General features: G+C 58.9%; 21 protein-coding genes and 1 tRNA gene. 11 read left to right on the plus strand and 11 right to left on the minus strand.

The genetic code is table 11. The features are described from left to right. Positions 1 to 5 precede the first annotated feature (5 nt). From HY308_16460 to HY308_16475, 4 genes are read left to right on the plus strand one after another with little or no spacing between them, the layout of a single operon-like run. Positions 6 to 653, plus strand: coding sequence for a deoxynucleoside kinase (locus tag HY308_16460; protein MBI3899869.1), 648 nt, complete (start codon positions 6 to 8; stop codon positions 651 to 653). Beyond that, positions 650 to 1,444 (plus strand): 3-methyl-2-oxobutanoate hydroxymethyltransferase, encoded by a 795-nt coding sequence (gene panB, locus HY308_16465; protein MBI3899870.1) that lies wholly within the window; start codon positions 650 to 652, stop codon positions 1,442 to 1,444. Before HY308_16460 ends, panB begins: the two co-directional genes overlap by 4 nt. Next, positions 1,445 to 2,296 (plus strand): pantoate--beta-alanine ligase, encoded by an 852-nt coding sequence (locus tag HY308_16470; protein MBI3899871.1) that lies wholly within the window; start codon positions 1,445 to 1,447, stop codon positions 2,294 to 2,296. Between the two features lie 50 nt (positions 2,297 to 2,346). Beyond that, positions 2,347 to 2,727, plus strand: a complete 381-nt coding sequence (locus HY308_16475) for an aspartate 1-decarboxylase (protein ID MBI3899872.1) — start codon at positions 2,347 to 2,349, stop codon at positions 2,725 to 2,727. Positions 2,728 to 2,738: 11 nt separating this feature from the next. On the opposite strand, the gene HY308_16480 is transcribed toward HY308_16475, so the two are convergent. Continuing rightward, positions 2,739 to 3,653, minus strand: a complete 915-nt coding sequence (locus HY308_16480; GenBank protein ID MBI3899873.1) for a methyltransferase domain-containing protein — start codon at positions 3,651 to 3,653, stop codon at positions 2,739 to 2,741. A 258-nt stretch (positions 3,654 to 3,911) separates the two neighbouring features. Between HY308_16480 and HY308_16485 the strand changes: the two genes are divergently transcribed. The 4 genes from HY308_16485 (at position 3,912) to HY308_16500 (ending at position 11,551) form a co-directional block, all read left to right on the plus strand. Then, complete coding sequence (locus HY308_16485; GenBank protein MBI3899874.1) at positions 3,912 to 4,862, plus strand: diguanylate cyclase; 951 nt, start codon at positions 3,912 to 3,914, stop codon at positions 4,860 to 4,862. A 300-nt stretch (positions 4,863 to 5,162) separates the two neighbouring features. Then, positions 5,163 to 7,028, plus strand: a complete 1,866-nt coding sequence (gene asnB, locus HY308_16490; GenBank protein ID MBI3899875.1) for an asparagine synthase (glutamine-hydrolyzing) — start codon at positions 5,163 to 5,165, stop codon at positions 7,026 to 7,028. Positions 7,029 to 7,114: 86 nt separating this feature from the next. Next, a complete protein-coding gene (locus HY308_16495) occupies positions 7,115 to 8,434 on the plus strand; it encodes a glycosyltransferase (GenBank protein MBI3899876.1) in 1,320 nt (439 codons plus the stop codon). Between the two features lie 546 nt (positions 8,435 to 8,980). Continuing rightward, a complete protein-coding gene (locus HY308_16500; GenBank protein ID MBI3899877.1) occupies positions 8,981 to 11,551 on the plus strand; it encodes a diguanylate cyclase in 2,571 nt (856 codons plus the stop codon). Between the two features lie 245 nt (positions 11,552 to 11,796). On the opposite strand, the gene HY308_16505 is transcribed toward HY308_16500, so the two are convergent. The 5 genes from HY308_16505 to HY308_16525 all read right to left on the minus strand — a co-directional run bounded on the left by HY308_16505 (position 11,797) and on the right by HY308_16525 (position 19,295). Further along, positions 11,797 to 12,546, minus strand: coding sequence for a hypothetical protein (locus HY308_16505; protein ID MBI3899878.1), 750 nt, complete (start codon positions 12,544 to 12,546; stop codon positions 11,797 to 11,799). A 334-nt stretch (positions 12,547 to 12,880) separates the two neighbouring features. Next, positions 12,881 to 16,078: an efflux RND transporter permease subunit gene (locus HY308_16510; GenBank protein MBI3899879.1), complete on the minus strand. Its 3,198-nt coding sequence runs from the start codon at positions 16,076 to 16,078 to the stop codon at positions 12,881 to 12,883. Beyond that, positions 16,075 to 17,568, minus strand: coding sequence for an efflux RND transporter periplasmic adaptor subunit (locus HY308_16515; protein ID MBI3899880.1), 1,494 nt, complete (start codon positions 17,566 to 17,568; stop codon positions 16,075 to 16,077). The genes HY308_16510 and HY308_16515 overlap by 4 nt, the downstream gene beginning before the upstream one ends. Then, the gene (locus HY308_16520) at positions 17,565 to 18,791 is read right to left on the minus strand and encodes a TolC family protein (GenBank protein MBI3899881.1); all 1,227 of its coding nucleotides are present in this window, start codon (positions 18,789 to 18,791) and stop codon (positions 17,565 to 17,567) included. The genes HY308_16515 and HY308_16520 overlap by 4 nt, the downstream gene beginning before the upstream one ends. Before the next feature lie 114 nt (positions 18,792 to 18,905). Further along, complete coding sequence (locus tag HY308_16525) at positions 18,906 to 19,295, minus strand: hypothetical protein (protein MBI3899882.1); 390 nt, start codon at positions 19,293 to 19,295, stop codon at positions 18,906 to 18,908. A gap of 76 nt (positions 19,296 to 19,371) precedes the next feature. On the opposite strand from HY308_16525, the gene HY308_16530 reads away from it, so the two are divergent. After that, positions 19,372 to 19,620, plus strand: coding sequence for a four-helix bundle copper-binding protein (locus tag HY308_16530; GenBank protein MBI3899883.1), 249 nt, complete (start codon positions 19,372 to 19,374; stop codon positions 19,618 to 19,620). Positions 19,621 to 19,731: 111 nt separating this feature from the next. Here the strand turns inward: HY308_16530 and HY308_16535 are convergent, their stop codons facing one another. After that, positions 19,732 to 20,199 carry a hypothetical protein gene (locus HY308_16535; GenBank protein MBI3899884.1) on the minus strand — a complete coding sequence of 156 codons (468 nt, stop codon included), beginning with the start codon at positions 20,197 to 20,199 and terminating at the stop codon, positions 19,732 to 19,734. Positions 20,200 to 20,749: 550 nt separating this feature from the next. Between HY308_16535 and HY308_16540 the strand changes: the two genes are divergently transcribed. Beyond that, positions 20,750 to 21,463, plus strand: coding sequence for a hypothetical protein (locus HY308_16540; GenBank protein ID MBI3899885.1), 714 nt, complete (start codon positions 20,750 to 20,752; stop codon positions 21,461 to 21,463). Here the strand turns inward: HY308_16540 and HY308_16545 are convergent. The 4 genes from HY308_16545 to HY308_16560 form a co-directional block, all read right to left on the minus strand. Next, entirely contained in the window at positions 21,399 to 21,806 is a 408-nt protein-coding gene (locus HY308_16545; GenBank protein MBI3899886.1) for a type II toxin-antitoxin system VapC family toxin, read from the minus strand. The two genes, HY308_16540 and HY308_16545, sit on opposite strands and share 65 nt — an antisense overlap. Further along, on the minus strand, positions 21,806 to 22,075 hold the full coding sequence (locus tag HY308_16550) for an AbrB/MazE/SpoVT family DNA-binding domain-containing protein (GenBank protein ID MBI3899887.1): 270 nt from the start codon (positions 22,073 to 22,075) through the stop codon (positions 21,806 to 21,808). The genes HY308_16545 and HY308_16550 overlap by 1 nt, the downstream gene beginning before the upstream one ends. Before the next feature lie 70 nt (positions 22,076 to 22,145). Continuing rightward, positions 22,146 to 23,198, minus strand: coding sequence for a site-specific integrase (locus tag HY308_16555; GenBank protein ID MBI3899888.1), 1,053 nt, complete (start codon positions 23,196 to 23,198; stop codon positions 22,146 to 22,148). 99 nt (positions 23,199 to 23,297) lie between these two features. Beyond that, a tRNA-Leu gene (locus HY308_16560) sits at positions 23,298 to 23,384 on the minus strand. Positions 23,385 to 23,446: 62 nt separating this feature from the next. Between HY308_16560 and HY308_16565 the strand changes: the two genes are divergently transcribed. After that, a complete protein-coding gene (locus HY308_16565) occupies positions 23,447 to 24,433 on the plus strand; it encodes a glucokinase (GenBank protein ID MBI3899889.1) in 987 nt (328 codons plus the stop codon). Positions 24,434 to 24,922: the final 489 nt, after the last annotated feature.

The raw sequence follows: 24,922 nt of genomic DNA on the forward strand, positions 1-24,922 counted from the left end.
TCAGCATGGCGATAGGAAATCCCGGATACATTGTTGTCGAAGGCCCGGTCGGCGTCGGCAAGACCAGCCTGGCACGGCGTCTGGCCGACGAGTTCGGCGCGCAAGCGTTACTCGAACGCCCGGAAGAAAACCCGTTCCTCGAGCGCTTTTATCATTCGCGTAAATATTACGCGCTGCCGACTCAGCTATTTTTTCTGTTCCAGCGTGCGCGTCAGATTCAAGAGCTGAAGCAGGGCGATATGTTCAGCACCGGCTTCGTCGCCGATTTTCTGATCGATAAAGATCGATTGTTCGCGCGCGCCAATCTTGACGACGACGAGCTGCGTTTGTACGAGCAGGTGTACGAACAGACCAGTTTCGATCTGCCGCAACCGAACCTCGTCATTTATTTGCAGGCGCCGGTGGACGTGCTGCTCGATCGCATTCGTCGCCGTGGCATCGCCTACGAAGGTCTAATCGATCGCCCGTATTTGCAATCGCTTGTCAGTGCTTATACGCAGTTCTTTCATCATTACGCCGCGTCGCCGCTGCTGGCGGTCAACGCTGCCGAGATCAACTTCGTCGATCGCGACGAAGATTTCCGGACGCTGCTCGATTACATCTCCAACATCCGCAGCGGCCGCCACTTTTTCAACCCGTTGGTGACGCCATGAACACGGTTACGCTCACGACGCTGCGCGACATGAAAGGCAAAGACGAGAAGATCGCTTGCCTGACGGCGTACGACTATAGCTTTGCGGCGCTGCTCGACCGCGCCGGCATGGATTTGATCATGATCGGCGATTCGCTCGGCATGGTGATGCAGGGACACGATTCGACCATTCCGGTAACCATGACCGACATGATGTACCACACGCGCTGTGTCGCTCGTGGCGTCGAGCGAGCGCTGCTAGTGGCCGATATGCCGTTCTTGAGTTACCAGCAGAATCGCGAACAGGCATTTATCAATGCCGGTTTGTTGATGCAGGCGGGTGGCCACGTCGTGAAGTTGGAAGGCGGCGAGCCGATGGCGGAGACGGTACGCTTTCTGGTCGAGCGCGGCGTGCCGGTCTGTGGCCATCTCGGTTTGATGCCGCAATCGGTCCATCAGCTCGGCGGTTACCGCGTGCAGGGCAAGACAGTCGACGCGGCGCAGCGTTTGCGGCATGACGCTAAAGTACTCGAGCAAGCCGGCGCCAGTTTGGTTGTTTTAGAAGCGGTGCCGGCGGCGTTGGCGAAGCAAGTGACGCAAGACTTGACGATTCCGACCATCGGCATCGGCGCGGGTGTCGACACGGACGGGCAAATCCTCGTGCTGCAAGACATGCTCGGTTTGTATCCGCGGCCGAGTCCGAAGTTCTCCAAGAATTTTATGAGCGGCGTCGATTCTATCGAGGCGGCCATCAAGTCGTATGGCAGCGCCGTAAAATCGCGCCGCTTTCCGGGTGCAGAGCATTCGTATTAGATGAAAACGGTTTCGACCATTGCCGACTTGCAACACGAAGTCGCGGCCGCGCGCCGTAACGGCAAGCGTATTGCGTTTGTGCCGACGATGGGCAACTTACATGCCGGACATATCAAACTAATTGACGTTGCCCGGCGCAATGCCGACTTCATCGCTGTCAGCATCTACGTCAACCCGTTGCAGTTCGGACCGAAGGAAGACTTCGCTGCCTATCCGCGCACGCCGGCCGAAGATGCAACGCTGCTCAAAAACAGCGGTGCCGATTTGCTGTTTACGCCGACCCAAGCCGATATCTATCCGCGTGGTATGGCGGTGCATACGCAGGTGGAAGTGCCGAAGTTCAGCGACATTTTGTGCGGCGCGTTTCGTCCCGGTCACTTTCGCGGCGTTACGACGGTGGTCGCGCGCTTGTTTCATCTGGTAAAACCCGACGTTGCCGTATTCGGCAAAAAAGATTACCAGCAGTTGTTATTGATCCGCCTGATGGTCGTTGACTTGGGGCTGGCGATCGACATCATTGGCGTCGATACCATACGCGATGCCGATGGCCTCGCCATGAGCTCGCGCAATACCTATCTACGGCCGGAAGAACGACGGATCGCACCACGGCTGTTTTCCATTCTGTGCGATACGCGCGATGAGATTGTGCGTGCGAAGGAGATTCCTGCGGACGCCGAGCGCGTCGCCGCCGAACGGTTGCAGCGCATCGGTTTTCGACCGGAATACGTCCGGATCGTCCGCCAGCAGGATCTGGCGGATCCGGCGGAGGGCGATCGAAAACTAGCGATTTTGGCGGCTGCTTGGCTTGGTCGGACTCGACTAATAGATAATATTGAAGCGGAAATTCCCTAGGCCGTTCGGCCGATTTGAATCGCCCCGCAAAATCCGGATAATGCGCGCCCATGCGCCGCATCATGCTGAAATCCAAGATCCACCGTGCCCGCGTGACCCACGCCGAGCTCGACTACGAAGGCTCCGTTGCTGTCGACGAGCGTTTGCTCGAGGCTGCCGGGGTCCGCGAATACGAACGTGTCGAGATTTACAACGTGCGTAACGGCGAGCGTTTCGCCACTTATGCCATTCGCGCCGAAGCCGGTTCCGGCATTATCTCGATCAACGGCGCTGCCGCGCACAAGGCGCAGCCGGGCGACATCGTTATTATCTGCACCTACGCCGAGTATGAAGAGAAGGAGCTCGTGGCTTTCAAGCCCCATCTGGTTTACGTCGACGAAAAAAACCGTATCACCCACACCCGTAACGCCATCCCGGTGCAGGCCGCTTAATCGGCGTTTTGTTAGCGCGGCGCTTCGGGCGGCCGCGCCACTACCAGCAGTAGTTCGCCGAACTGATTGAGCAGCGGTATCCGCTGTGCCGCGCGCGATAGCGCGACTACCGGCAAGCGCAAACGGTTGGCGAGCGGAATACCGATCTGTATCGGTTGACACCAAATCGTCTGAAAGTAGCGTTTCGTTTCTTTCAAGATCTCGCGCCGCCGGAACAAGTAACGGTAAATGCCGCCTTCGCGATAATGCCCGGACTGCGGTTCGCGCCGTAGCCGGTTGCCGAGTCCGTAGTAGTGCGTGCTGAAGACGAACTTGCCATTCGGTTTGAGCGCCTTGGCGGCGACTTCCATCATAGCGGCGCGATGCTGCGCGGTCGGCAGGTTCGATACTAACGTCGACATGACAATGTCGAAGCTGTGCGGTTGCACAGCGAACTGCGTGCAGTCGGCGTGAACCAGGCCGACGTTCCAATCCGATTGCAGGCGCGTCGCCAATTGCTGCAGCGACGCGAACGAGAAATCCACGGCGATCACCTGTGCCTGCTGTTCAGCCAGGCGCACGGTGTACCGACCGGTACCGGCGCCGAGCTCGAGCATCGTCGAGCCTTTCAGCGGTTTCAGCGCCGCCAGCGTCGGTACGATTTCCATTTGTTGCCAGGCGGACAATTCACCGTCGGCGTTATAGCGGGGTGCTCCTTGCTCGCGTAGCGTGCGCTCGTTATTACTTTCGCCGTCGAGTGACGTCGGATCGAGAAATCGGACAATGCCTTCCTCAATCGGATAACTGCGTCGGCAAGTGCCGCATCGTAGCGCCGCCTGGCGTACATAGGCCGAGGGTGTCGACGATTGATCTCGTACATCGAGCGTTCCGCTGTCATGCGGGCAGCGCAGGATGGAGAGTAAATTTGCTGGAAAGCCGCGGTACATATGCCTGGTCCCTGAGAGCTTATTTATAAGTTAATGGCGATGCCGGTGCCTTTTTTCGTTTTCGATGGAGCTATTTCACCAGCGTGCTGGGCGGTGCGAGCTTAGCAAGGATCGGTACACGTGCGGGTATTTTTTAGTTTTTATACCGACCCGAGTTCTCGTTTAACGGCGGTAATATCGAGTAGCGGTCACTTACGAAACATTGGCGCGTCGCGATCGGTCAACTATAGTTGTCGGTAACGGAGTTTCGACCCCTGCTTGCTGATGCTTACCGAAGAGCTCAACCCCACAGGTTTGCCGCAACTGCTTTTAGCCGAGGATTCGGAGACGTCGGCAGCGCTCATCCTGCGTTATCTCAGCGATCAATACCAAGTCCTGCATGCCCGCGATGGGCAACATGCCTGGGAGCTGTTGGCCGTCCAGCCGGGCGTTGAGCTGATTCTGACGGACATTCAAATGCCGCGCATGAGCGGTCAGGAGTTGCTGACCAAGATTCGCGCCAGCGATATGACAGTTATTAGCAATTTGCCGGTGATCGTAATGACGTCGGCGGACGACAACGCCGATCGGCATCTGGCGTTCGAGAACGGTGCCAACGATTTCGTTAACAAGCCGGTCGATCCCGTAGAGCTCAAGGCGCGCCTCAACGTACATCGCAAGTTAGCGCGCACCATCCGTGAGCTGGAAGAAAGCCGCAAGTTGCTGCAGGAGCAAGCAACCACCGATGTGCTAACGCAGATGAAAAATCGTCGCGCCTTTGGCGAGATCAGCCTGCATCATTTTATGTTGGCGCTACGGCATAACGCCGATATGTCGCTGCTAACGCTGGATATCGATCACTTCAAAAAAATTAACGATACCTACGGCCATCCGGGTGGCGACGAGGCTTTGGTACAAGTCTCTAAGATCATCAAATCGATGGTTCGCGCTTCCGACGTGCCGGCGCGCATGGGCGGCGAAGAATTCACGGTGTTACTGCCGAATACTAACCGTGTCGGCGCGGGTGTGTTGGCCGAGCGGATTCGTGTGGCAATTGAAAGTCACAAGTTTGCCATTACTGGTGTGTCGGTTTCGATAACCGTCAGTGTTGGTGTTTCGTCGTTCGGAAACGACGGCAACGACAGCCTCGATCAACTGCTAGAGATTGCCGACCGGCGACTTTATATTGCCAAGGAAAATGGTCGCAATCGGGTAATACTCCGCGGGTAATTCCCCTATTCCACGCTCGCTGAGCGTCGGTGAGCCTTTGTTGGCCAATTCCCTTCATCAAAACAGGCTTGTGATCCACTGATAGTTGTGGCGTTTTTTCTCGGCAGTGGTTGTGCTCTCATAGCGAGCCAGTCGACGGAGGGCGCCTTTGTATCTGCGCCCCGTTGTTTTGACATTGAAAATTAATGTATAAGCATGCGTAACAACCACAACTGTCGGCCAATACCCACCCTTCGTTCAAACAGTGCCCGAATAACGACCGTGCGCGGCGCTCCGCCGTTACGCGGACGGCGCTAGGTCATGTGCGGTATTTGCGCCATCGCCGGCGGTCATAGCGAACGCACATCGGCGGTAATCGAGGCGATGACGCGGTCGCTGCGCCACCGTGGTCCCGATACGCAGACCTACCGACAGCTCCCCGGCGTCGATCTTGGCCATACGCGCTTGAGCATCATCGACCTCGCCGGCGGCGAGCAGCCGATGGCGGACGAAAGCGGCCGGTTCTGGATCGTATTCAACGGTGAAATTTACAACTACGTCGAACTGCGTGCGGAGCTCGCGCGGGAAGGTGCGCGCTTTCACACGCGCTCCGATACGGAAGTCATTTTGGCGGCGTTCGCGCACTGGGGCGCGGCGGGCCTGCAGCGATTGCGCGGCATGTACGCCTTTGTGATTTGGGATACGCAGGCGCGGCGTTTGTTTGCCGCGCGTGATCTGTTCGGCGAGAAGCCGCTTTATTATGCGACTGCCGCGGACGGTGCGCTCGTGCTGGGTTCCGAGATAAAGGCGATCGTCCGCTCCGGCCTGGTACAGCCGCGGCTCGATCGCACGACGATCGATGCTTATTTGTGTCTCGGCTATGTGCCGCCGGACCGTACCGTTTATGAAAATGTACATACGCTTACGCCGGGCCATTATTTGGAGTGGGACGCCGATCGCGGCGTTCGTCTGACGCGTTACTGGAAGCCGGTGGCGGCAAAGCAGTCGTGGACGGTCGAAGACGCCGGCGAGCAGCTGCGCGCGTTGTTGCAGCAAGCCGTCCGCCGACAGATGGTGGCCGACGTACCGGTCGGTGCCTTCCTAAGCGGAGGGCACGACTCGAGCACCATCGTCGCGCTCATGCAGAGCGAATCGACGCGCCCGGTGCAGACCTTCTCGGTCGGATTCGGCGAATACATCGACGAGCGGCCGTACGCGCGCGCCGTCGCCGAGCGCTATGGAACCGACCATCATGAGATCGATCTCGGTGCGCCGCCGGTAGCAGAATTACTTGCACGCATGGTCGAAGTGTACGACGAGCCGTTCATGGACCCGTCGCATATTCCGACGTATTTGATCTGCGAATACGCGCGCCGGCATGTGAAGGTCGCGCTCTCCGGCGATGGCGCCGATGAGCTGTTCGGCGGCTACGCCTGGTATCCGCTGTTGGCGCAATCGGTCAAAGCCTCGGGTGCGTGGCCGGTTTGGTTACTGAGCCGCAGCTTGAGCCGTTTGTTGCGCGATCGTGTCACCACGCTTACACGCTACTCGCAGGCGCAAGCATTAGCACGGCGCTGGAGCGATCCATGGGACCGCTACGTGCACCATCGTTTTGGTGTCACCCGCGCCGAGCGTAAGGCATTGTGGGGCACCGATGCGGCGACGTATTTTCCACCGTCGTACCACGCCCCCGATAGCGACACGCATGGCATGGATCGCGTGTTGCATTTCGATCTATCATGTTTTTTACCGGGCGATATTCTGGTCAAGGTCGATCGTGCGGCAATGGCGCACGGGCTCGAAACGCGGGCGCCGTTTCTCGATCGCGATGTCGTCGAGTTCGCACTGTCGTTGCCGGCGGAGCTGAAAGTGAAGTCGGCGCACACGAAAGTGTTGTTCAAGACGGCATTGCAGCGCTACTGGCCGCCGGCGTTGCACAATCGCAAGAAGCAAGGCTTCGCCGCGCCGTACCGCGAATGGCTCGGTCGACCGGATATGCAAGCGCTGCAGGCCCGCATATTTGCCCCGGGATCGGCGTTACGGCAATTGTTGCCGCATATCCCCACATCGATCGTGTCGCAGCGTAATTATCTTGCCTGGAATTTATTAACGCTCGGTCTTTGGTTGGAGCGACACGCGAGCGCCGTCGCGATAGACCCACCGCGCGGCATCGGTGTGGCAGCCTAAGGGCAATGAGAAATGCGCAGTTTTTAACAGAAATACATCGCCGAACCCGCTAACAGCAAGCAACGATGATGGGAGACGCAAACAAAATGGTTAACGTACCCGCACGGCGTCTGCGGATCGCTTATCTTGTCGGTACCTTTCCGGCTCCTTCGGAAACCTTCATCGTCAATCAAATCGTCGGTGTCGCCGCACGCGGGCACGATGTCGATATCTACACCACCTGCATGCCGACAGACGATCCGATACCGGTCGCGGTTGCGCGTTCAGGATTGTTGCAGCGTCGGCAACGTCTGTGCGCGTCACCGAATCGGCTGGTCGGCTTACTGGAGACCGTCGGATTGGCGCTTGTGGTTGGCATGCGTGCGCCGCGTTATCTATTGCGGGTCTTGCGCCTTGTCATGAAAACAGGGCGTGCTGGATCGTTGCGGCTGCTCTACGCTGCGTTGCGGTTGCATCGGTTGGGATCGAAGCGATATGACGTGATTCACGCGCAGTTCGGCGTTTATGGATCGTTCGCGTCGCGCTTGATCGAGGTCGGTGCCATTAGCGGGGCACTAGTCACCTCGTTCCGCGGTTATGACGTTGGCAAGCGCGCATGGCAAGAGCATGCGGGATACCGCGAATTGTTTAATGCCGGCGCGCTTTTTTTTCCGGTGAGTGCGGCACTGGCGACGAGGTTAGTGAAGGCCGGCTGCGATCCGGCCAAGGTGCAGGTGCATCACTCCGGCATTCGTGTGCGTGACTTGCCTTACGCCGAGCGACGTTCGACCGCTAACGTCGTGCATGCGGTCACGGTCGCGCGGCTGGTCGAGAAGAAGGGGTTACTCTATGCCATCGAGGCGGTGGCGTTGGTGCGCGCCTCTGGGCGCGCGATCTCATATACCATTATTGGCGACGGCCCGCTGCGCGACGAGCTGACGCAATTGACGCAACGCTACGGAATAAAGGCGCATGTCCAATTGCGCGGATGGTTGCCGCACGAGCAGGCGTTGCAATGCCTGCAAACGGCGCATGTTCTGTTGGCGCCGAGTGTTACCGCGATCGACGGCGACGAGGAAGGTATTCCTAACGCCGTGAAAGAGGCAATGGCTTTTGGCGTACCGGTGATTAGCACGGTCCATGGTGGTATCCCGGAGTTGGTCGAAGACGGGGTCTCGGGTTTTCTGGTGCCCGAGCGCGATGTGATCCAGTTGAGCGAACGGTTGATTACCTTGATCGACCATCCCCAGCTGGGTGTGGTGATGGGCCGCGCTGCGCGCGCTCGAGTCGAGCGCGAATACGATAGCGAGCGGCTCAACGAAGAGTTGATCGCGCTGTACAGTGCTGTCGCCGCGAATAGTAGTGCGCTCGTGCCGGTATCTGCACCAACGACGGTGGTGACGGCAGACATCGCTGGGGCGACATGAGTTGATATGATTGAATGACGCTTCGCGATTGCGGCGAAGCCCGAGACGCACAAAAGCAAAAGGGCTGCATTACCGCAGCCCTTTTGCTATCTACTTGCTGCGCTTGTGGTCGTGTTGCCCCTAATCTCAATCTTCAGAAAAACCCAGAACGTCCAAAGTCGCGTGCGACAAATTTGCCGCACGTCGGAATGTTTCGCTAAACGTCGTGCCGTTTATCAGGTCCAGTGAATACTCGAAGCTTTTCGGTGGCTGCAGCTCAAGCTTGTAGGACGCGAGGTCGATTATGGGCTTCTGCGGTGTCTCCGGTTGCCTTCCGACGGGAGTCGAGAAAGATTGATCCAGATCAAGTCGCCATCCAACTAATGAGTGTAAATCTAAGTGAGACTGAGCATACTATTACAACGGATATAACACGTCCTGGAGTTCGCTGGCTAAATAGATGACCGCGACAATAGGTCGGTTGCTGAAGGGTAAGGCGAGTAGTCTGACAGATTCATAAGAAGAACAAAGGCGGCACAAAGGAGCGCAGCGAAAAGGAGATTGACATTGAACCGTATGTCTTTAGCCCCAACGGCTTCTATCAGCGCCATTTTTGGTGTCGTCGTTGCTGTACTCGGAGCCAGCACCCTGCTGGGCTGGTCGTTCGGTATTCCTGAACTCGTGCGTATTCGTCCGCAATGGACGGTTATGGTGCTCAGTACCGCGCTATGCCTGATCGTTGGCGGCAGTGCATTGATAGCCAGCGCGAAAGCGCCTTTGGCTCGGCGTCCGTTGATCCGCACGCTCTGTGGTTGTCTGCTAGCGCTGACGGCTGTTGCGGTTCTCGTCGAACTAACATCCGGTCTGTCGCTCGGTATCGATTTTCCCGAGCTACATCGGCGCTTTGATACCGGCTATCCACATCCTGGACGAATGGCATCGAACACCGCTGTTGCGTTGCTTTGCTTCGCGCTGGCACTCATTGCGATCGATCGCCTGCATGGAAGGCACAAAACCATCGTCCTGCGAGTACTGACCAGCGTTGTGATTGTCATCGGCGGATTTTCATTGGCCGGTTATGCGCTTCGCTTGGATTTTCTTTACAGCTGGGCGGGTGCTGGCCGAATGGCGGCGCATACGGCAGTGGCGATAATCGCATTAGGTGCAGGACTGTGGAATCTTCGATACCCGGGGCAGCGATACCTTTTCGAGAACGATGAGGTAAAGCAAATTCAGTTAATAGCTTCCATCATATTGAGCGTCGTCGTAGTAATTGCCGGTCTTGTCTGTTTTGCGTTCTTACAGCATCGCTTCGAACAATCTATTGCCGAGCAACTGTCGCGGACGTTGCGCGATCGGCGAGAATTTTTCGACAGTATGATTCAGCTGCGCACGGAAAGAGCCGTGCTCGCGAGTACGAACGTTAGTATTTCCGAGCATCTGGCAGCGCTGACAGAGAACCGGGGCAATGCTGCCGCCAGAACCGCGTTGGATGCGATTGGCAACCAACTGCTCGGAAACGGATTCTCGGTAGTGGTGTTCGAGAGCAACGAACACGTGACAGTACGCGACGGTTCGTTTCGCGGTCCACCCACACTCGAGGTGGCAGTGCGCAGCGCCTATTCCTACCCGGTCAAACTCGCATGGCGCGACGGCTATTACTTAATCGTTGAAGTATCCGTACGCGATCGGGCAAACCGAACGGTCGGACGTGTACTGACTGAACAACAGTTGCCGCGTTTGACGGCATTGGTGAAAGACATCGACAGTTGGGGTAAGACCGGCGACATGGCGGTATGTGCGAGTGAAGGTAACGGCGCCGCCTGCTTCCCGCAGCGTTCACGGCGTGAGGTCTTTCGGATGCCGTTGTCGATAAATGGGCAACCGCTTCCCATTTTTTACGCGCTGAACAACCAGGTGAGCGTACGGCAGGCAATCGATTTTCGCGGCACACGCGTATTAGTGGCGCATGCACCGATAGGAAATACCGGATTGGGCATGCTCATCAAAATGGATATGACCGAGCTATTCGCACCGATTCGTGAGCAGTTTCAGTTAGCGCTGCCGTTTTTGGGCCTACTCGTTATGATCGGCGCTTGGTTCGTGCGGTCGCGCCTTCGTCCACTTGCCGAAGCGTTAGTCAGTGCGCGCCGGCAGGCGCAAGCGAACGAAGCGCGTTTTGTGGCGGCGACCGAAAGCAATCTAGATGCGTTTTTCATCCTAGAAACTGTACGCAGTGCCGCTGGATCGGTGGTTGATTTTCGCCTGGCTTATCTAAACGGGCAGAGCGAAAGACTTTTGACCCGCGAGCGCGGGCAACTGTTAGGAAGAGGAATTAAGAGATTGGTCGGCGCGGAATTGCTGTCGCGTAATTTTGCTGAATATGTCCGGGTGATGAGTGCCGGTGCTCCGTTAGTGAACGAATTTTTCGTGACGATCGTCAACAAAGGCACTGTTTGGTATGCCCATCAAGTGGTGCACTTCGGTGATAATCTTGCGGTCACGATGCGCGATATTACCGACCGCCGACTTGCACAAGAACGTCTGCAACGGCTCGCCCAGTTCGATCCGTTAACAGAGCTACCCAATCGCGCGCTATTTTTCGATCGACTCAATAGCGCCATTAAATTAGCGGCACGCAACCGTACCGACGTCGCTCTCATGTATATCGACATCGATCGGTTCAAAAGTGTCAATGATAACTACGGCCACGCCGCCGGCGACATCCTTCTTCGCGAATTCGCCAAGCGCCTTCAGGTTTGCCTGCGTGCATCAGACACGGTTGGACGTCTGGCAGGCGACGAATTCGCTATCCTTCTCGGCACGGTGTACCAACGAAGCGATGCCGAAGTGATTGCACTGAAAATAACGTATGCCTTGCGTGATCCCATTGACATCGGCTCGACGTCGATCGTAATCAGCGCAAGCATTGGCATTGCCTATATGGAAGCGATGTTTGCGGTAACGGCGGAACGGTTATTGGGGTTGGCCGATAGCGCGCTCTACAGCGTCAAACGTCAAGGCCGCGGTAGCTACCGCTTAGTTGATAGCAGTCCTGGCCGGAGAATTTCCGGCGATCCTACCACCGACCGCTCTGATGAGCCCGCCGATATGTCGTCCAAAAATTTTTTTTCGTAAACCGGAACACCATCAAGGATTTTTGCGTCATGTACTGCGAATGTGAGCCGCTTACATGAGGCGAGCATGTGGGGTGGTAAATAGATGACGCCAAGCGGTTCTATAGCGGACACTTGTCACGAAGGCGGGCAGGCTACTTTGGCCTGCCCTGTTGTTACCCCTGCACCGCAACTGCTTACTGCAACGACGCCGGCGCGTCAGTTGAGAGTGTCGCGATCACGGCCTGATCATGCGCTAGCCAGAACTCAAGGTGCCACGTACACCAAGTAATGCAGCTTGTTCTCCCAGACCGCGTCGCTCCCGAGACTCTGCGACATCGTTCCGCACAAGGGGAACCATGCAAAGCTGTCTTTCGCCACCGGACTTCCATCCGGGAACAGCGCGGTGTTGTTCATCTGCACGTTAATGTCGAACGGATCGAATTCCGCAGGGATCGGCGCGCGATTGATGTTGGTGATGTTGGTACAGACCTGCTGCCGGTTGAAGTCTTGGACATGTGTCACTGTGTCGCCCTTATGCGTTTCTTTCCAGTGCACTTCAAAAAGATTACAGCCGATTTCGCGCGCTTGGTAATCGACTTGTTCGCCGAAGGCCGGCCCGTGGAAATACATGGCGGGGTAGGGATCGGTCTTCACGTACGGTAGCTCCGGATTGTTTTGGCGCGGATAGGAAAAGGTCAACTGACCTTTGGTGATCCGCCCGAAAAAACCATCCGCCGCGACCGGTTCGAAACTGTCGTACTTGAGCCGAAACCTGAACGGCGACGACTCGCCGCCCGTTAGCGCGGTAAAGTCGACGATGTTGATTTTGCCCCCTCCCATCCAGGCTTTGAAACTCTTGCACGATTGCGCGTGACCTTGATCACGGCGTGAGTGCTCAGCGGTCGAGGTTTCTGTCGTCTGTGCCAGTGCTTGAGTGGGTACCAGGGCGATGGTGGACGCGATGGCAATGGCGGTGCTGAAGGCAACGCCGAGGCGTTGCCAGGTTACGTTCATCGTGGACCTCGTTGTGATTTGCATGGTCTTCTCCTTTCCTTTTAGTTTCGGGTCGAGTCGATCCGGGAGCTGCTATTCGCCGAATCGACGCGTGAACGTACCCGTCGCGCTATTTGCGATAAATAGGGCTTTACGAAAATGTTTGTCCCGGTGTCAGGGACAATGAGATTCGTAAGGAAGGATGAAGCTCGGAGTGGAATCGAAGCGAGTTATACTAACTGATCCCAGTCGGACGAGACGCGATCTGGCGGGCGAGATACCACACCGTCGCGGCTAACAACGCGACGATGACGGCGAGTGTGATGTTGAGCGGGTGGAGTTTGGTTTTCATAAGTTATGCCTCCTCGGTCGATTCCTCGGTTGCCCTTATCGGCTCACGCATCGCGGTGCTCTTTGCCGCGACCGATCCCCGACGCCGTTGCCGCAGTAACTTGTACGCCGCTGGAATTACCAACATCGACAACAGCGGCGCGGTTACCATGCCGCCGACCATCGGCGCGGCAATGCGACTCATGACCTCCGAACCGGTGCCGCTGCCCCACAAGATCGGCAACAGGCCCGCGAGGATCACCGCGACCGTCATCGCCTTCGGGCGCACGCGCAGCACCGCGCCTTCGCGAATGGCGTCGTCGAGCACATCGGCGGTGAGGTCGAGACCGCGTTCCTGTCGATCGGCCGCCGCCTGTTTCAGATAAAGCAGCATGACCACGCCGAACTCCGCGGCGACGCCGGCGAGCGCGATGAAGCCGACGCCGGTTGCGATCGAGAGATTGAAATTTTGTAGATACAAAAACCAAATGCCGCCGGTGAGTGCAAACGGCAGCGTCGCCATCAACAGGAACGCCTCATCGAAATGCCGGAACGTGAGATACAGCAGCACGAAGATAATGACGAGCGTCGCCGGCACCACCAGCTTCAGGCGCGCGTTGGCGCGCTCCAGAAACTCGAACTGGCCGGAGTAGGCGAGGCTCATGCCCGGATCGAGCTTGACGTCGCGCGTCACGGCGGCGCGCAGATCGGCGGCAACCGACGCCAGATCGCGTCCGCGCACGTCGACGTATACCCAACCTGATGGACGCGCATTCTCGCTCTTCAGCATCGGTGGACCTTCCGAGACGTCGATCGCCGCGACCGTGCCGAGCGTGATCTGCTGTCCCATCTCGGTGAGGATCGGCAGCGCCTTCAGGCTGTCGAGCGAATCGCGCAGCTCGCGCGGGTAGCGAGTGTTGATCGGGAAACGCGCGAGACCCTCGACGGTCTCGCCGATGGTTTCGCCGCCGACGGCCGACGCGACCACCGATTGTACGTCGGCGATGTTGAGCCCGTAACGCGCGGCCGCTTGACGATCGATCTTGACGTCGATGTAGCGCCCGCCGGTTAACCGTTCGGCGAGCGCCGAGCTGACGCCGGGTACATTTTTCGCGACACGTTCCACTTGCTGCGTCACTCGATCGATCGCCGCGAGATCGGTGCCCGCGACTTTGACGCCGATCGGACTCTTGATGCCGGTCGCCAGCATATCGATGCGATTGCGAATCGGCGGGATCCAGATGTTGGTGAGCCCCGGTACCTTGACCACGCGATCAAGCTCATCGACCAACTTCTCCGGCGTCATGCCGGCGCGCCATTGATCGCGCGGCTTGAACTGGATCGTGGTCTCGAACATCTCGAGCGGCGCCGGATCGGTCGCGGTCTCGGCGCGGCCGGCCTTGCCGAAGACGCTCGCGACTTCGGGCACGGTCTTGATCGCGCGATCGGTGAGCTGTAACAGCTCGGATGCTTTCTGCGCCGACAGGCCCGGCAGAGCAGAAGGCATATACAGCAGGTCGCCTTCATCGAGCGGCGGCATGAACTCGCCGCCCAAGCGCGCGAGCGGCCAGACGACGGTGGCGAACAGCACGGCGGCGATCGCGAGTGTGAGCTTCGGCCGGCGCAACACAGCTTCCAGCACCGGGCGATACGCGGCGATCAACCAACGATTCAACGGATTTTTCGTTTCATCCGGAATCTTCCCACGTATCCAGTAGCCCATGAGCACCGGAATCAATGTGATCGATAACACCGCCGCACCGGCCATCGCATACGTCTTGGTGAACGCGAGCGGGCCGAACAAACGGCCCTCTTGCGCTTCCAGCGTGAACACCGGAATGAACGACAACGTGATGATGAGCAGACTGAAGAACAGCGCCGGACCGACTTCGACGGCGGCGTCGGTCAGCACGTGCCAGCGCGTCTCGCCTTTGAGCTCTTGCCCAGGATGGGCGTGCGCCCAGGCCTCGAGCTTTTTGTGCGCATTCTCGATCATTACCACGGCGGCATCGACCATGGCGCCGATGGCGATGGCGATACCGCCGAGCGACATGATGTTGGCGTTGATGCCCTGATAGCGCATGACCATGAACGCGATCAGCACGCCGAGCGGCAGCGAGATGATCGCCACCAGCGCCGAGCGCAAATGCCAGAGAAACAACGCACACACGACGGCGACGACGATGAACTCTTCGATCAGCTTGTGTTTCAAGTTATCGACGGCGCGATCGATGAGTTGCGAGCGGTCGTAGGTGGGGACGATCTCGACGCCTTGCGGCAGACTCTTTTGCAGATCGGCGAGCTTGACCTTTACCGCGGCGATGGTCGAACGCGCGTTTTTGCCGGAGCGCAGAATCACCACGCCGCCCGCCACCTCGCCCTCGCCGTTGAGCTCGGTAATGCCGCGGCGCATCTCCGGTCCCACCTGAATCGTCGCTACGTCACCGAGCTTCACCGGCACGCCGCCAGCGGCGACGCCGAGCGGAATCGCGCGAAAATCATCGAGCGAGGTCAGGTAGCCCGTGGCCCGCACCATGTATTCCGCCTCCGCGAACTCCAGCACCGAGCCGCCGGTTTCCTGGTTGGCCATGCGGATCGCCTGAATTACCTTAGAGTGCGGGATGCGATACGCCACCAACTTTGCCGGATCGAGCAACACCTGGTATTGCTTCACCATTCCGCCGACCGACGCGACTTCCGCCACGTTCGCTAGACCCTTCAGCTCAAAACGCAGAAACCAATCCTGTAGCGCGCGTAGTTGCGCGAGATCGTGCTGACCGGTGCGATCGATCAGCGCGTACTCGAAGATCCAACCGACGCCGGTCGCGTCCGGACCGAGCGACGCCTTCGCACTCGCCGGCAAACGTCCCTGGACTTGATTCAAATATTCGAGCACGCGCGAGCGCGCCCAATAGAGATCGGTGCCGTCTTCGAACAGCACGTACACGAATGAATCGCCGAAGAACGAAAAGCCGCGCACGGTCTTCGCGCCCGGCACCGACAGCATGGTGTTGGCGAGCGGGTAGGTGATTTGGTTCTCGACGATCTGCGGCGCTTGCCCCGGATAGCTCGTGCGGATGATGACCTGCACGTCCGACAGGTCGGGCAGGGCATCGAGCGGCGTCGTGCTCACCGCCCAAAGGCCGGCGGCCGCGACGAACAGCGTTGCGAGCAACACCAAAAAGCGATTGGCGACCGACCACTGAATGAGCCGTTCGATCATGACGCGTCTCCGACTCGCTCCAAGCGCTCGACCACGAAGACATCGCCGTTTTGGCGGAACGCGAACTTCACGCGGTCACCGGCCTTAAGCTCCTTGGCGATCGTCGGATCGCGCAGCTTGAAGGGCATGGTCATCGCGCCCCAATTCATGGTTGGCACCGGGCCGTGCGCCAGCGTGATCTCGTCCGCGCTGAACGACACCACCTTGCCTTCGGCTTCGTGCAACGGCGCGTCGGCCGCTGGCGCGGCATCCGGCTGCATGCGCCCGAGCACCCCTTTGAGGCTTGCCTCCGAGTCGATCAGGAATTGGCCCGAGACCACGATCTTCTGTCCAGCGGTGAGGCCCTTCAGCACCACGGTCTTGCCGCCGGCATCCGCGCCGGCTTCTATCTCCACCGACTGAAATCGATGGTTGTCATCGGCCACGATCGCAAGCGTGCGCTTGCCCGTGCGAATGACGGCTTCGCTCGGGATCAAGAGCACGTCCGCCGCGGCGTTTGTCACGATCCGCATCTGCGCAAACAGACCCGGCCGCAAGCGGTCTTGCGGATTCGGAATTTCCGCGCGCACGCGCAACGTGCGCGTGTCGGTGTTGGCTTGCGGCAAGATCGCTGCGACCTTGCCCTTGAACACTTCACCCGATAGCGCCGGCAGTCGCGCCTCCACGGCGGCGCCGGGCGCAAGCCCGCCGGCTTGCGCTTCCGGTACCGCGGCTTCGAGCCACACCGTCGACAACCCGTTCACACGCGCGAGCGTCATGCCGGTCGATACGGTCATGCCGGCGCGCACGTCGAGGGTTTGGATCACGCCGGCGATCGGCGTGGTGATCGTGATTACCGGACTCGGTTTGTGCGTGCGCTCGACGCGCTCGATCAAGTCGCTCGGCATGCCGAGCAGCTTCAAGCGCTCGCGCGTAGCGGCCACCAGCGTCTTCTCGCCGGCCGCGCGCAGTGCCAGGTATTCGCTTTGTGCCGACGCCCATTCCGGAACAAGCACGTCGGCGAGCGCCGCGCCGGTGGCGACCACGTCGCCCGGAGCACGCGCATAAACACGTTCGACGAAGCCGGCCGTGCGTGCCTGGATGATGGCGACGTCGCGTTCGTTGAAGCCGACGCTCGCTACCGCTTCGATCGTCGGATCGAGGCGACCGCTTTCGACGGTGGCATAACGCACGCCGAGGTTCTGCGCCAATACCGGATCAATCTTGATGCCAGCACCGCCGCCGTCATCGTCGGCGTACTTCGGCACCAGCGCCATATCCATGAACGGCGATTTGCCGGGCTTATCGAAATGTTGTTGCGGATACATCGGATCGTACCAATAGAGCGTGTTGCGTTCGCCCGCCGGCGCTTTGCCGGTTTCGGCGGCAGCGGCCACCGGTGCCGCCGCGTCGCCGGGTTGCAGGTTGGATTTTCCGATCCAGTATCCGCCGCTAGCGACGGCGGCGAGCGCCGTCGCGAGCAATACGCCTCGAAACGTTTTCTGGCTCATTGGCGGTTTTCTCCGTAGAAGTAGATGAGCTTGGCCGACGCCGTGGCGAGCTCGGCCTCAAGCGCGATGGCTTTGAGCTGGGTCTCGACCGATTCCCGGCGGGCCGTCAGCGTCTGCGTCAAATTGGTTTTGCCGGCGCGATAGCTAGCGAGCATCAGCTCGACCTTCTCGTGCGCCAGCGGCAACAGCGTCTCGCGCGTGCGCGCGAGTTTTTGCGACAGTGCGGTGTAGTCGGCGAGCAAGCCGTCGAGCTCTTCGATGTGTTTGCGCTGCATCGCCTCGCGTTCGGACGCGATCCGCTGTTCTTCTTGAAGTTTCGCGGCGATGCGTGGGTCTTGGCGGCTGCCGCTAAACAGCGGCAGATCGAAACTGAATTGCAGCGACACCATGTTGCTGAACTCCGGGCCGCGCTGTTGATAGGCGAGCTCGACACCCCAGTCCGGTCGCCGCGATGCCTCGGCCTCGCGCGTGTCGGCCGCCGCCTGCTCCGCCATCGGTTGGTAAACCGCCAGCTCCGGGTGGTTATGCAGGTGCGCGCGCAGATTCGCCGCGTCGACGCTCAGCGCCGGCGGCGCACCGACGAGTGCATCGTTGGCGCGCTCGCCGATAAAGCGCACGAGCGCGGCCTTGGCGCGCGCGACGTCACGGGTGAGATCGTCGCGTCGGTCGGCCAACAGCGCTACTTCCTGCCGCGCCATCGTGCTGTCGGCCGGCATGCCTTGACCACTGGAGATTTGCGCGCGCGCGGTCGAGGTTAATAAATTGTTTTCGCGCTCGAGCTCATCGAACAGCGCCAACTGACGCTCGAGGTAGTAACGCGTGATCCATGCAAGTGCGACGTCACGGCGCACCATGACGCGCTCGACCGCGAGTTCCGCGCGCGTGCGATCGGCTGTGGCCGTGGCCACGTCGGCGCGCGCCTGGCGTTTTGCCGAGTTCGGCACGTCCTGCATGAAGCCGATGCGGCGCATCGTCATGAAATCGTTATCGAGGCTGCCGCGATCGGGACCGTCGACCGGAACGTTATCGAGGCCGAGAACGAGTCGTGGGTCTGGCAGGCTATCGGCCGCGCGGCGCGCGCTCTCGGCGCCGACGATGGCGTGCCTGCGCCCGGCGAGCTCCGGTGCATTCGCTTCGGCGGCAGTGAGCGCCTCGCTGAACGACAGCCCGGCAAATGCGGGGGTTATATTTAAGCTGAATCCCAGCAGGGCGGACGACAGCATCACCCGCAGGGGTGCGCTTTGAAACGAAAAAAATTTGGGCACGAAATCGCTCTCCGAATTAGATCAACGCAAAACTACCAGGAACGCCCGGGAAGGGCGCGGCGTGCGTACGATCTAAATCCGAAGAACCTGCAGGAACAAGGGCGGTGAGCCGTCGGGTTCGAGGCGGGTGAGACGATATGAATCTAAATGCGCGTTCGCTTCATTCGAGACGTCGATCAGCGATGGCAGTAGGTAAATCGCCACCATCGCGAAGCTGGCGAGCGGCGGCAACGGCGATTGTTGATCGTTGAGTTGCGCTCGCGTGTCGTGATGCGCTTTGCAGAGATTCGGTTGACCTTTATCCGGCAGATTGCCGCAATCGGCCATCATCCCCGCGTCGGGAGAGACCGTGGTCGGCGTTATGTTAGGACAAGCATACGACGCCATCGCGAGCTGTGTGAACAGCAACGCGAGGAAGGTACCCCAGAGGGAGAACCGGTGAACGGCGCGACGCAACTTCATATATGGATTCTAGCAATCCTTTCGATCAAACAGCCACCCGCCCGGTAAAAAATCCGTGAGGGTGACCCTAATATATATGGATTGCGCGCAGATTTGCCGGCTGGCAAGCGGGTATATGGCGCGTGACAGCGAGTTGGCGAGGGTCATTTGTGAGGTGTGCGCGCAAGTTTGCGAAATGTGCGGCGAGGAGTGCCCCAAGTACTCGATGGAGCATTGCCAACAGTGCGCCGCCGCCTGCCGCCGTTGCGCCGAGGAATGCCGGCGCATGGTAGCGGCGACGCCTAAGCCCCGCGCTGGCCAGAGCGCACAGATACCAGCCCACTGAACGTCTTGATTAGCGCGGCCGGCGATTCCGCATGCCGGCCGCGAGTGGTGGCGTTTGGAGATTACTACACGAGCCTGAACGCCTACTGTACTGAAAAGCGAATCGGCTGCCTCAAGTCGATCTTACCATCGCGCGCAGGGCGAGCAGTGCGCCGACCACGAACACCAGCGTGGCGACATAGATGGGACCCAAGTGCGCTACCCAATTGAATGCGAAGGTCCCGGTGTAATGATAGGGCAGGGCTATCGTCAGACCCACGACCGGCGACGCCACAGCAGCAATCCACGCCCACCATGTCCCACGGCGGACACCGAACCAAGACAGCGCGGCGACGGCAATGCCGGTGGCAGCGATGAATCCCGCCGTCGCCACATGCAGGTGTCCGATGTAATGCACGATCGCCGGATTAAGGGCGTTCAGTTGGTCCCGGGTGACGCCGTTGAGCGTGTCCACGCCCAGCTCGAAACCGCTGCTGGTAAAGTTACGGAACAAAAACGCGAGTGCGTAGCCGATGAACGCAAGACTTGCGATCAGCATCAGCAACGCGCCTTGGTTTAAACCAGAGGGTTGTCGGTTCATGCGATTCTCCTTTCAGAATCGTCCGGTTGTTTGATTTGTTCGGAAGAGCGATGTGGCGATGGAGGATGGTAACAACCTGCCGCTACCGACGAAAGCTAATTAAACCGGAGAATTACCTGCGGAGCCGCAACGTACTCTGATGCGGCGTCAGCATATTCGGTCGGCCGACGTGCTTTCGCGTCGAACCTGACCCTGTGGACGCTCTATAAAATACGTCGCCGCGACGCGCTAATTTGCGACCAGCCGCTTTTTGATACTTTAATAATATTGCAAATATCTCGTTAACGTCCTGCGCCATCGGCGCGATTGGCTGTATGAAGACAAGCATGTAGAGATGCTGGCACGGGCGCTACATAGCGGCCTCTTCGATGATGTCCCGCTGCTGTGCCAGGAAATACTCGTTTCGTTGCGCCTCTTTAACGAACAGCTGATTGCCATTCGCGAGAGTCCGTCGATACGGACTATGGCAGAGTAGTATGAGCAACGGCGTTCGCATTTCACCACCATGCTCGATCGAGCGCTGCAAGCTGCCCTCACGGCTCTGCAGCTATTGAATACCCAGGACGTGCGGGACGCTTTCGCGCGCTTCTCGGAGCAGAATCCAAGCGCCGGTCTTTCTCATGCATCGCTGCGTCGCGGGCTTAATTTGGTGTATCAAGCGACGGAGAGTCTTCACCGCAATTGGGCACGGTTCCTCCACGATCTGCAGCGCAGCAAACGACAACCGCTGGGCGTCGCACGTTTCGACGAGGTTCGGTCAGCGTTCCTTGAGCGACCACCCAGCGCGGAAGCCATGACGGCGCTGTTGGCGGGATGCGGCGGTTGGTTGCCCCAGAGCCAGTTACTAAGCGTTTCGAGCTTCATCGGAACGCTGCCAGCGATCGACGCGCCTGCGGCGCCGGCCCCTGTTGTGTTCGATGACGATCCAGCACTGGCATCTGGTCACGACGCCTTTAGCTCATGGTTGAAGCGGCATGCGCATGTCGTCATCGCTGAGCTACGTAAGGACCCGGTCAAGTTGAGCGCATCGCTGGCAACGGGAGCAGTCGCGGATCTGCCGCTTGAAAACGGCAGTGATCTCGGAGGTCTCGTCGGCGTCTATGTGGTGCCGGAACCGCTGAAGGGCGTCCAACTGGTCGAACGGCGCGCGTTGTATACCTTATCGCCCGGACGTCTCTTACTTTACCGCTCGCCTCGCGCTATTCCCAATTCTCTAGAACCAGCGGCGCATCGATCTGGGCATAATGCTGATGGTTGTTGGTGACGAGCACGGCATTGGCCGCCAGTGCGTGCGCCGCGATCATCATATCGAGTTCGCCAATCGGGCGACCCTTCGTGACCAGTTGATGGCGGATATCGGCGTAGTAGTCCGCCGCTTCCGCATTCCACGGGAGCACCCGAACGATGTCCAAAAAAGTACGTACCGCGATTTGCAATCGATGATCAGCGGCCAGACGCTTCAAACCGTACATCAATTCGGCACGCGTCATCACCGATACCGACACCATCGACGGCATAATCGAGGTGAGTTTGGCCTCGATCGCTGGCGAGCGTCCTTTGATGAGGTAGCTCGAGATGTCGGTGTCCAACATGTAGAGCGTGCTCATCAATCTGCTTCGCTAAACAAGTTGCGTTCCGCCGGGACAACATTCATCGGGCGCTCGGCCATGAAGTCATCCGGCACATCGATCGAATGAACCAGCGCGAAGAAGTCCGCCCAGGTTTTTGTGCCCGGGTGCGCCGACAGCACGACGTCACCGGTCACCTCGTCACGAGTGGCGTATACCTCGTCACCGTCGAAGCGAAATTCCGCCGGAAGACGAACCGCCTGGCTCGCCCCATTTTTAAATAATTTGGCAATGCGCGTTTTGGACATGATGGCCCTCCAAGAATTACTTAATATATACTATAGTATATATTATAAAAATTGCATATTTAGGCCGCTATTACGCCAGTTTCTTCGCCAAATTCTGCGCCGGTAAATGCGTATAGTCCTTCAGCTGCTGTAGCGTCTTATGCCCGGTAATGGCCGCCACTTCCGTCACATCGAGCCCCCGTTCAAAGAGCCTTGAGGTTCCTTCATGCCGCAGGTCATGGAAATGCAGGTCAGTCAGGAATTTGGTATCTGGTTTGATGCCGTGTTTATCGCAGTTTCGCTCGTAGTCCGAACGTGCCGCTAGCACCGCGGCGTGAAACGTCTGCGATACGTTGGTTGGATCGCGCGCGCCGAAGACACTCCCGTCCAGTTGTCGCGGGAGCGATTTCAGTATCGCCACGGCGCTCGTCGAGAGTGGCACGGTGCGGGGTTCGCCGTTCTTAGTGTCCGGTAAGTGCGCCGTGCGCTGCTGTATGTCGATGTGCTCCCAGCGAAGCATTAGTAGCTCCGAGCGGCGCATCGCGGTCTCCAACGCGAGCTTGACGATTTCCTCCAAGTATTTCGCGCGCGAAGCGCGAAGCCGCAGGAGTAGGTAATCCTCCTCGCCGGGTCGCAGCCGCCGCTTGCGCTTGTCTAGCTTGACCGACGGTCTGCGGATTTCGGCGACGGGATTCGTGAGCGGCATGCTCCATTCCGTGCGGGCGATGGTGAAGAGATGGGAGAGTAGCACCAGCTCCAGGCGTACGGTATTGCGACGGCATCGCTCTTTGAGGCGCTTGTTACGGTAGCTCGCGACATCGGCGCCACGCACACGCGCCAGCGACAGCTTGCTGATGGGATACCGTTTGATGACTTCGGCCTTGCTCGTCTCGTTGGCGCAGCCTTTGCCTTTCTTGGTGGGACTGACTTCTTGAACGTATTTATCGAGCGCCTTCCTCACGGTAGTGCGCTCCGCCTCCGTGCGGTCACGCCACTCGCCGCGATCGATCTCGGTCTCGGTGCGCCGCGCCCACGCGGTTGCGTCTGCGTGCGTGTTGAAGCTCCGGCAAATGGTTGGATAGCCACGCACACGCACACGAACGCGCACGTGGTAGTACTGCCCCCGCTTCTTGATTGTCGCCACGACCCCCGCCTCGTTGGAGCAAAAATGGAGCAATTCCATTTTCTCAGCGAGGAGGGGTAGGCGTTAACCTCGAACAGGTTGACAACCTGTTGTTTCTGTTGGTACCGAAGGTCGGAATCGAACCGACACGGTGTCACCACCACCAGATTTTGAGTCTGGCGCGTCTACCAGTTCCGCCACTTCGGCGCGGGTTGCAAGTATAACGATGGTGCCGGCATCATTCAAAAATAATTACGTGTGAGGTGGACGTGCGCGTATTGGCCGGCGACATCGGTGGGACCAAAGTGTTGCTGCAGCTTGCAGAGATCGAGCGCAGCGGTTATCGGCCGATCGCTGAGCAACGCTTCGAAAGTGCGGCGTACGACGGTTTATTGCCGATTGTCCGTGAATTCCTGCAGTCGCCGGCAGCGGCGACAGCGCCTGCCGCCGCCTGTTTTGGCATCGCTGGACCGATTCTTTCGACCCCGAACGGCCAAGTCGCACGCGTGACCAATTTGCCGTGGAGCGTCGAGGCGGCGCAGCTGGCGCAGGCGTTGACAATCCCGCAGGTACGACTAATCAACGATTTCCAGGCGGTCGGGTACGGTATCGAGGCGTTGACGCCCGATGACTTAATGGTGTTGCATCCCGGCGAGCGCCGGCCGCAGGCGCCGTGCGCCGTCATCGGCGCCGGTACCGGCCTTGGCCAGGGTTTGTTGGTGTGGCACGGCGACCATTACGAATCATTGCCGACGGAAGGCGGGCACGTCGATTTCGCGCCGACTGACGAAGTGCAGGTCGAGTTGCTGTGTTTTCTGCGCGAGCGCTATGGCCGCGTGTCGTATGAACGGGTGCTGTCCGGACCGGGGCTCGCCAACCTGTATGCTTTTTTCCGCGCACGAAATCGAGCGACGGGCAATGATTTATTGCGCGCCGACGATCCGCCGGCGGCGATCGCCACCGCGGCGTTGCATAGCAACGACGCCACCGCCGCGGCAGCGCTGCAGTTGTTCGTTAAAATTTATGGTGCGCAGGCGGGTAACGTCGCGCTCAGTTGTCTTGCTGCCGGCGGCGTTTATTTGGCCGGCGGCATCGGCCCGAAAATTCTGCCGGCGTTCGCCGACGGCAGCTTCAATCGCTCGTTTACCGACAAAGGTCGAATGAGCGCGCTGTTGGTGAGCCTACCGGTTTATCTAATAATGAATCAGCGCGTTGGCCTAATCGGCGCTGCCTTAGCCGCAAGTCGCCTGAGCTAGGCCCGTGTAATCACCGCATTGCTCTCCGGAAAAATCGGGTGCCAGAATAGCTGACGGCCGCAAAATGGCGTCAAGCAGTAATCCACAGGAGATGGAAATGTCGTTACGAAGTCAGCAGTTGCCGAAGGTACGGAGGAGGCGCTGAGGTTTCCTTTTCATAGAGGGATCAGTTGTAACGACAACAGTAACTGCAACGGCAACCACAACCACCCCCACCCTAAACATTCCCGCCCAGTGCGCGCAAACCTCAGCGCGCCCGTTCGGCGGCGCGAGTGTCCACTGGACACTCACGAAAACTCCGCCTTACCCCCCCGCTACGCAGGGGAGGGGATAAAAAAGAAAACCTAACAATGTATCTATGGACTCCACCCGATTTGCAAGAAGAAGATTAACCGCTTACCCCGAGGTTGAAATTGCACGTATCTATTCGGCCTGTTTGTTGAGCGGTTCTCTCGCTCGGGCCAGGATGCAAAGCGCGCACCGGGATCC

Source organism: Gammaproteobacteria bacterium (genome assembly GCA_016199745.1).
Classification (GTDB): domain Bacteria; phylum Pseudomonadota; class Gammaproteobacteria; order Acidiferrobacterales; family Sulfurifustaceae; genus JACQFZ01.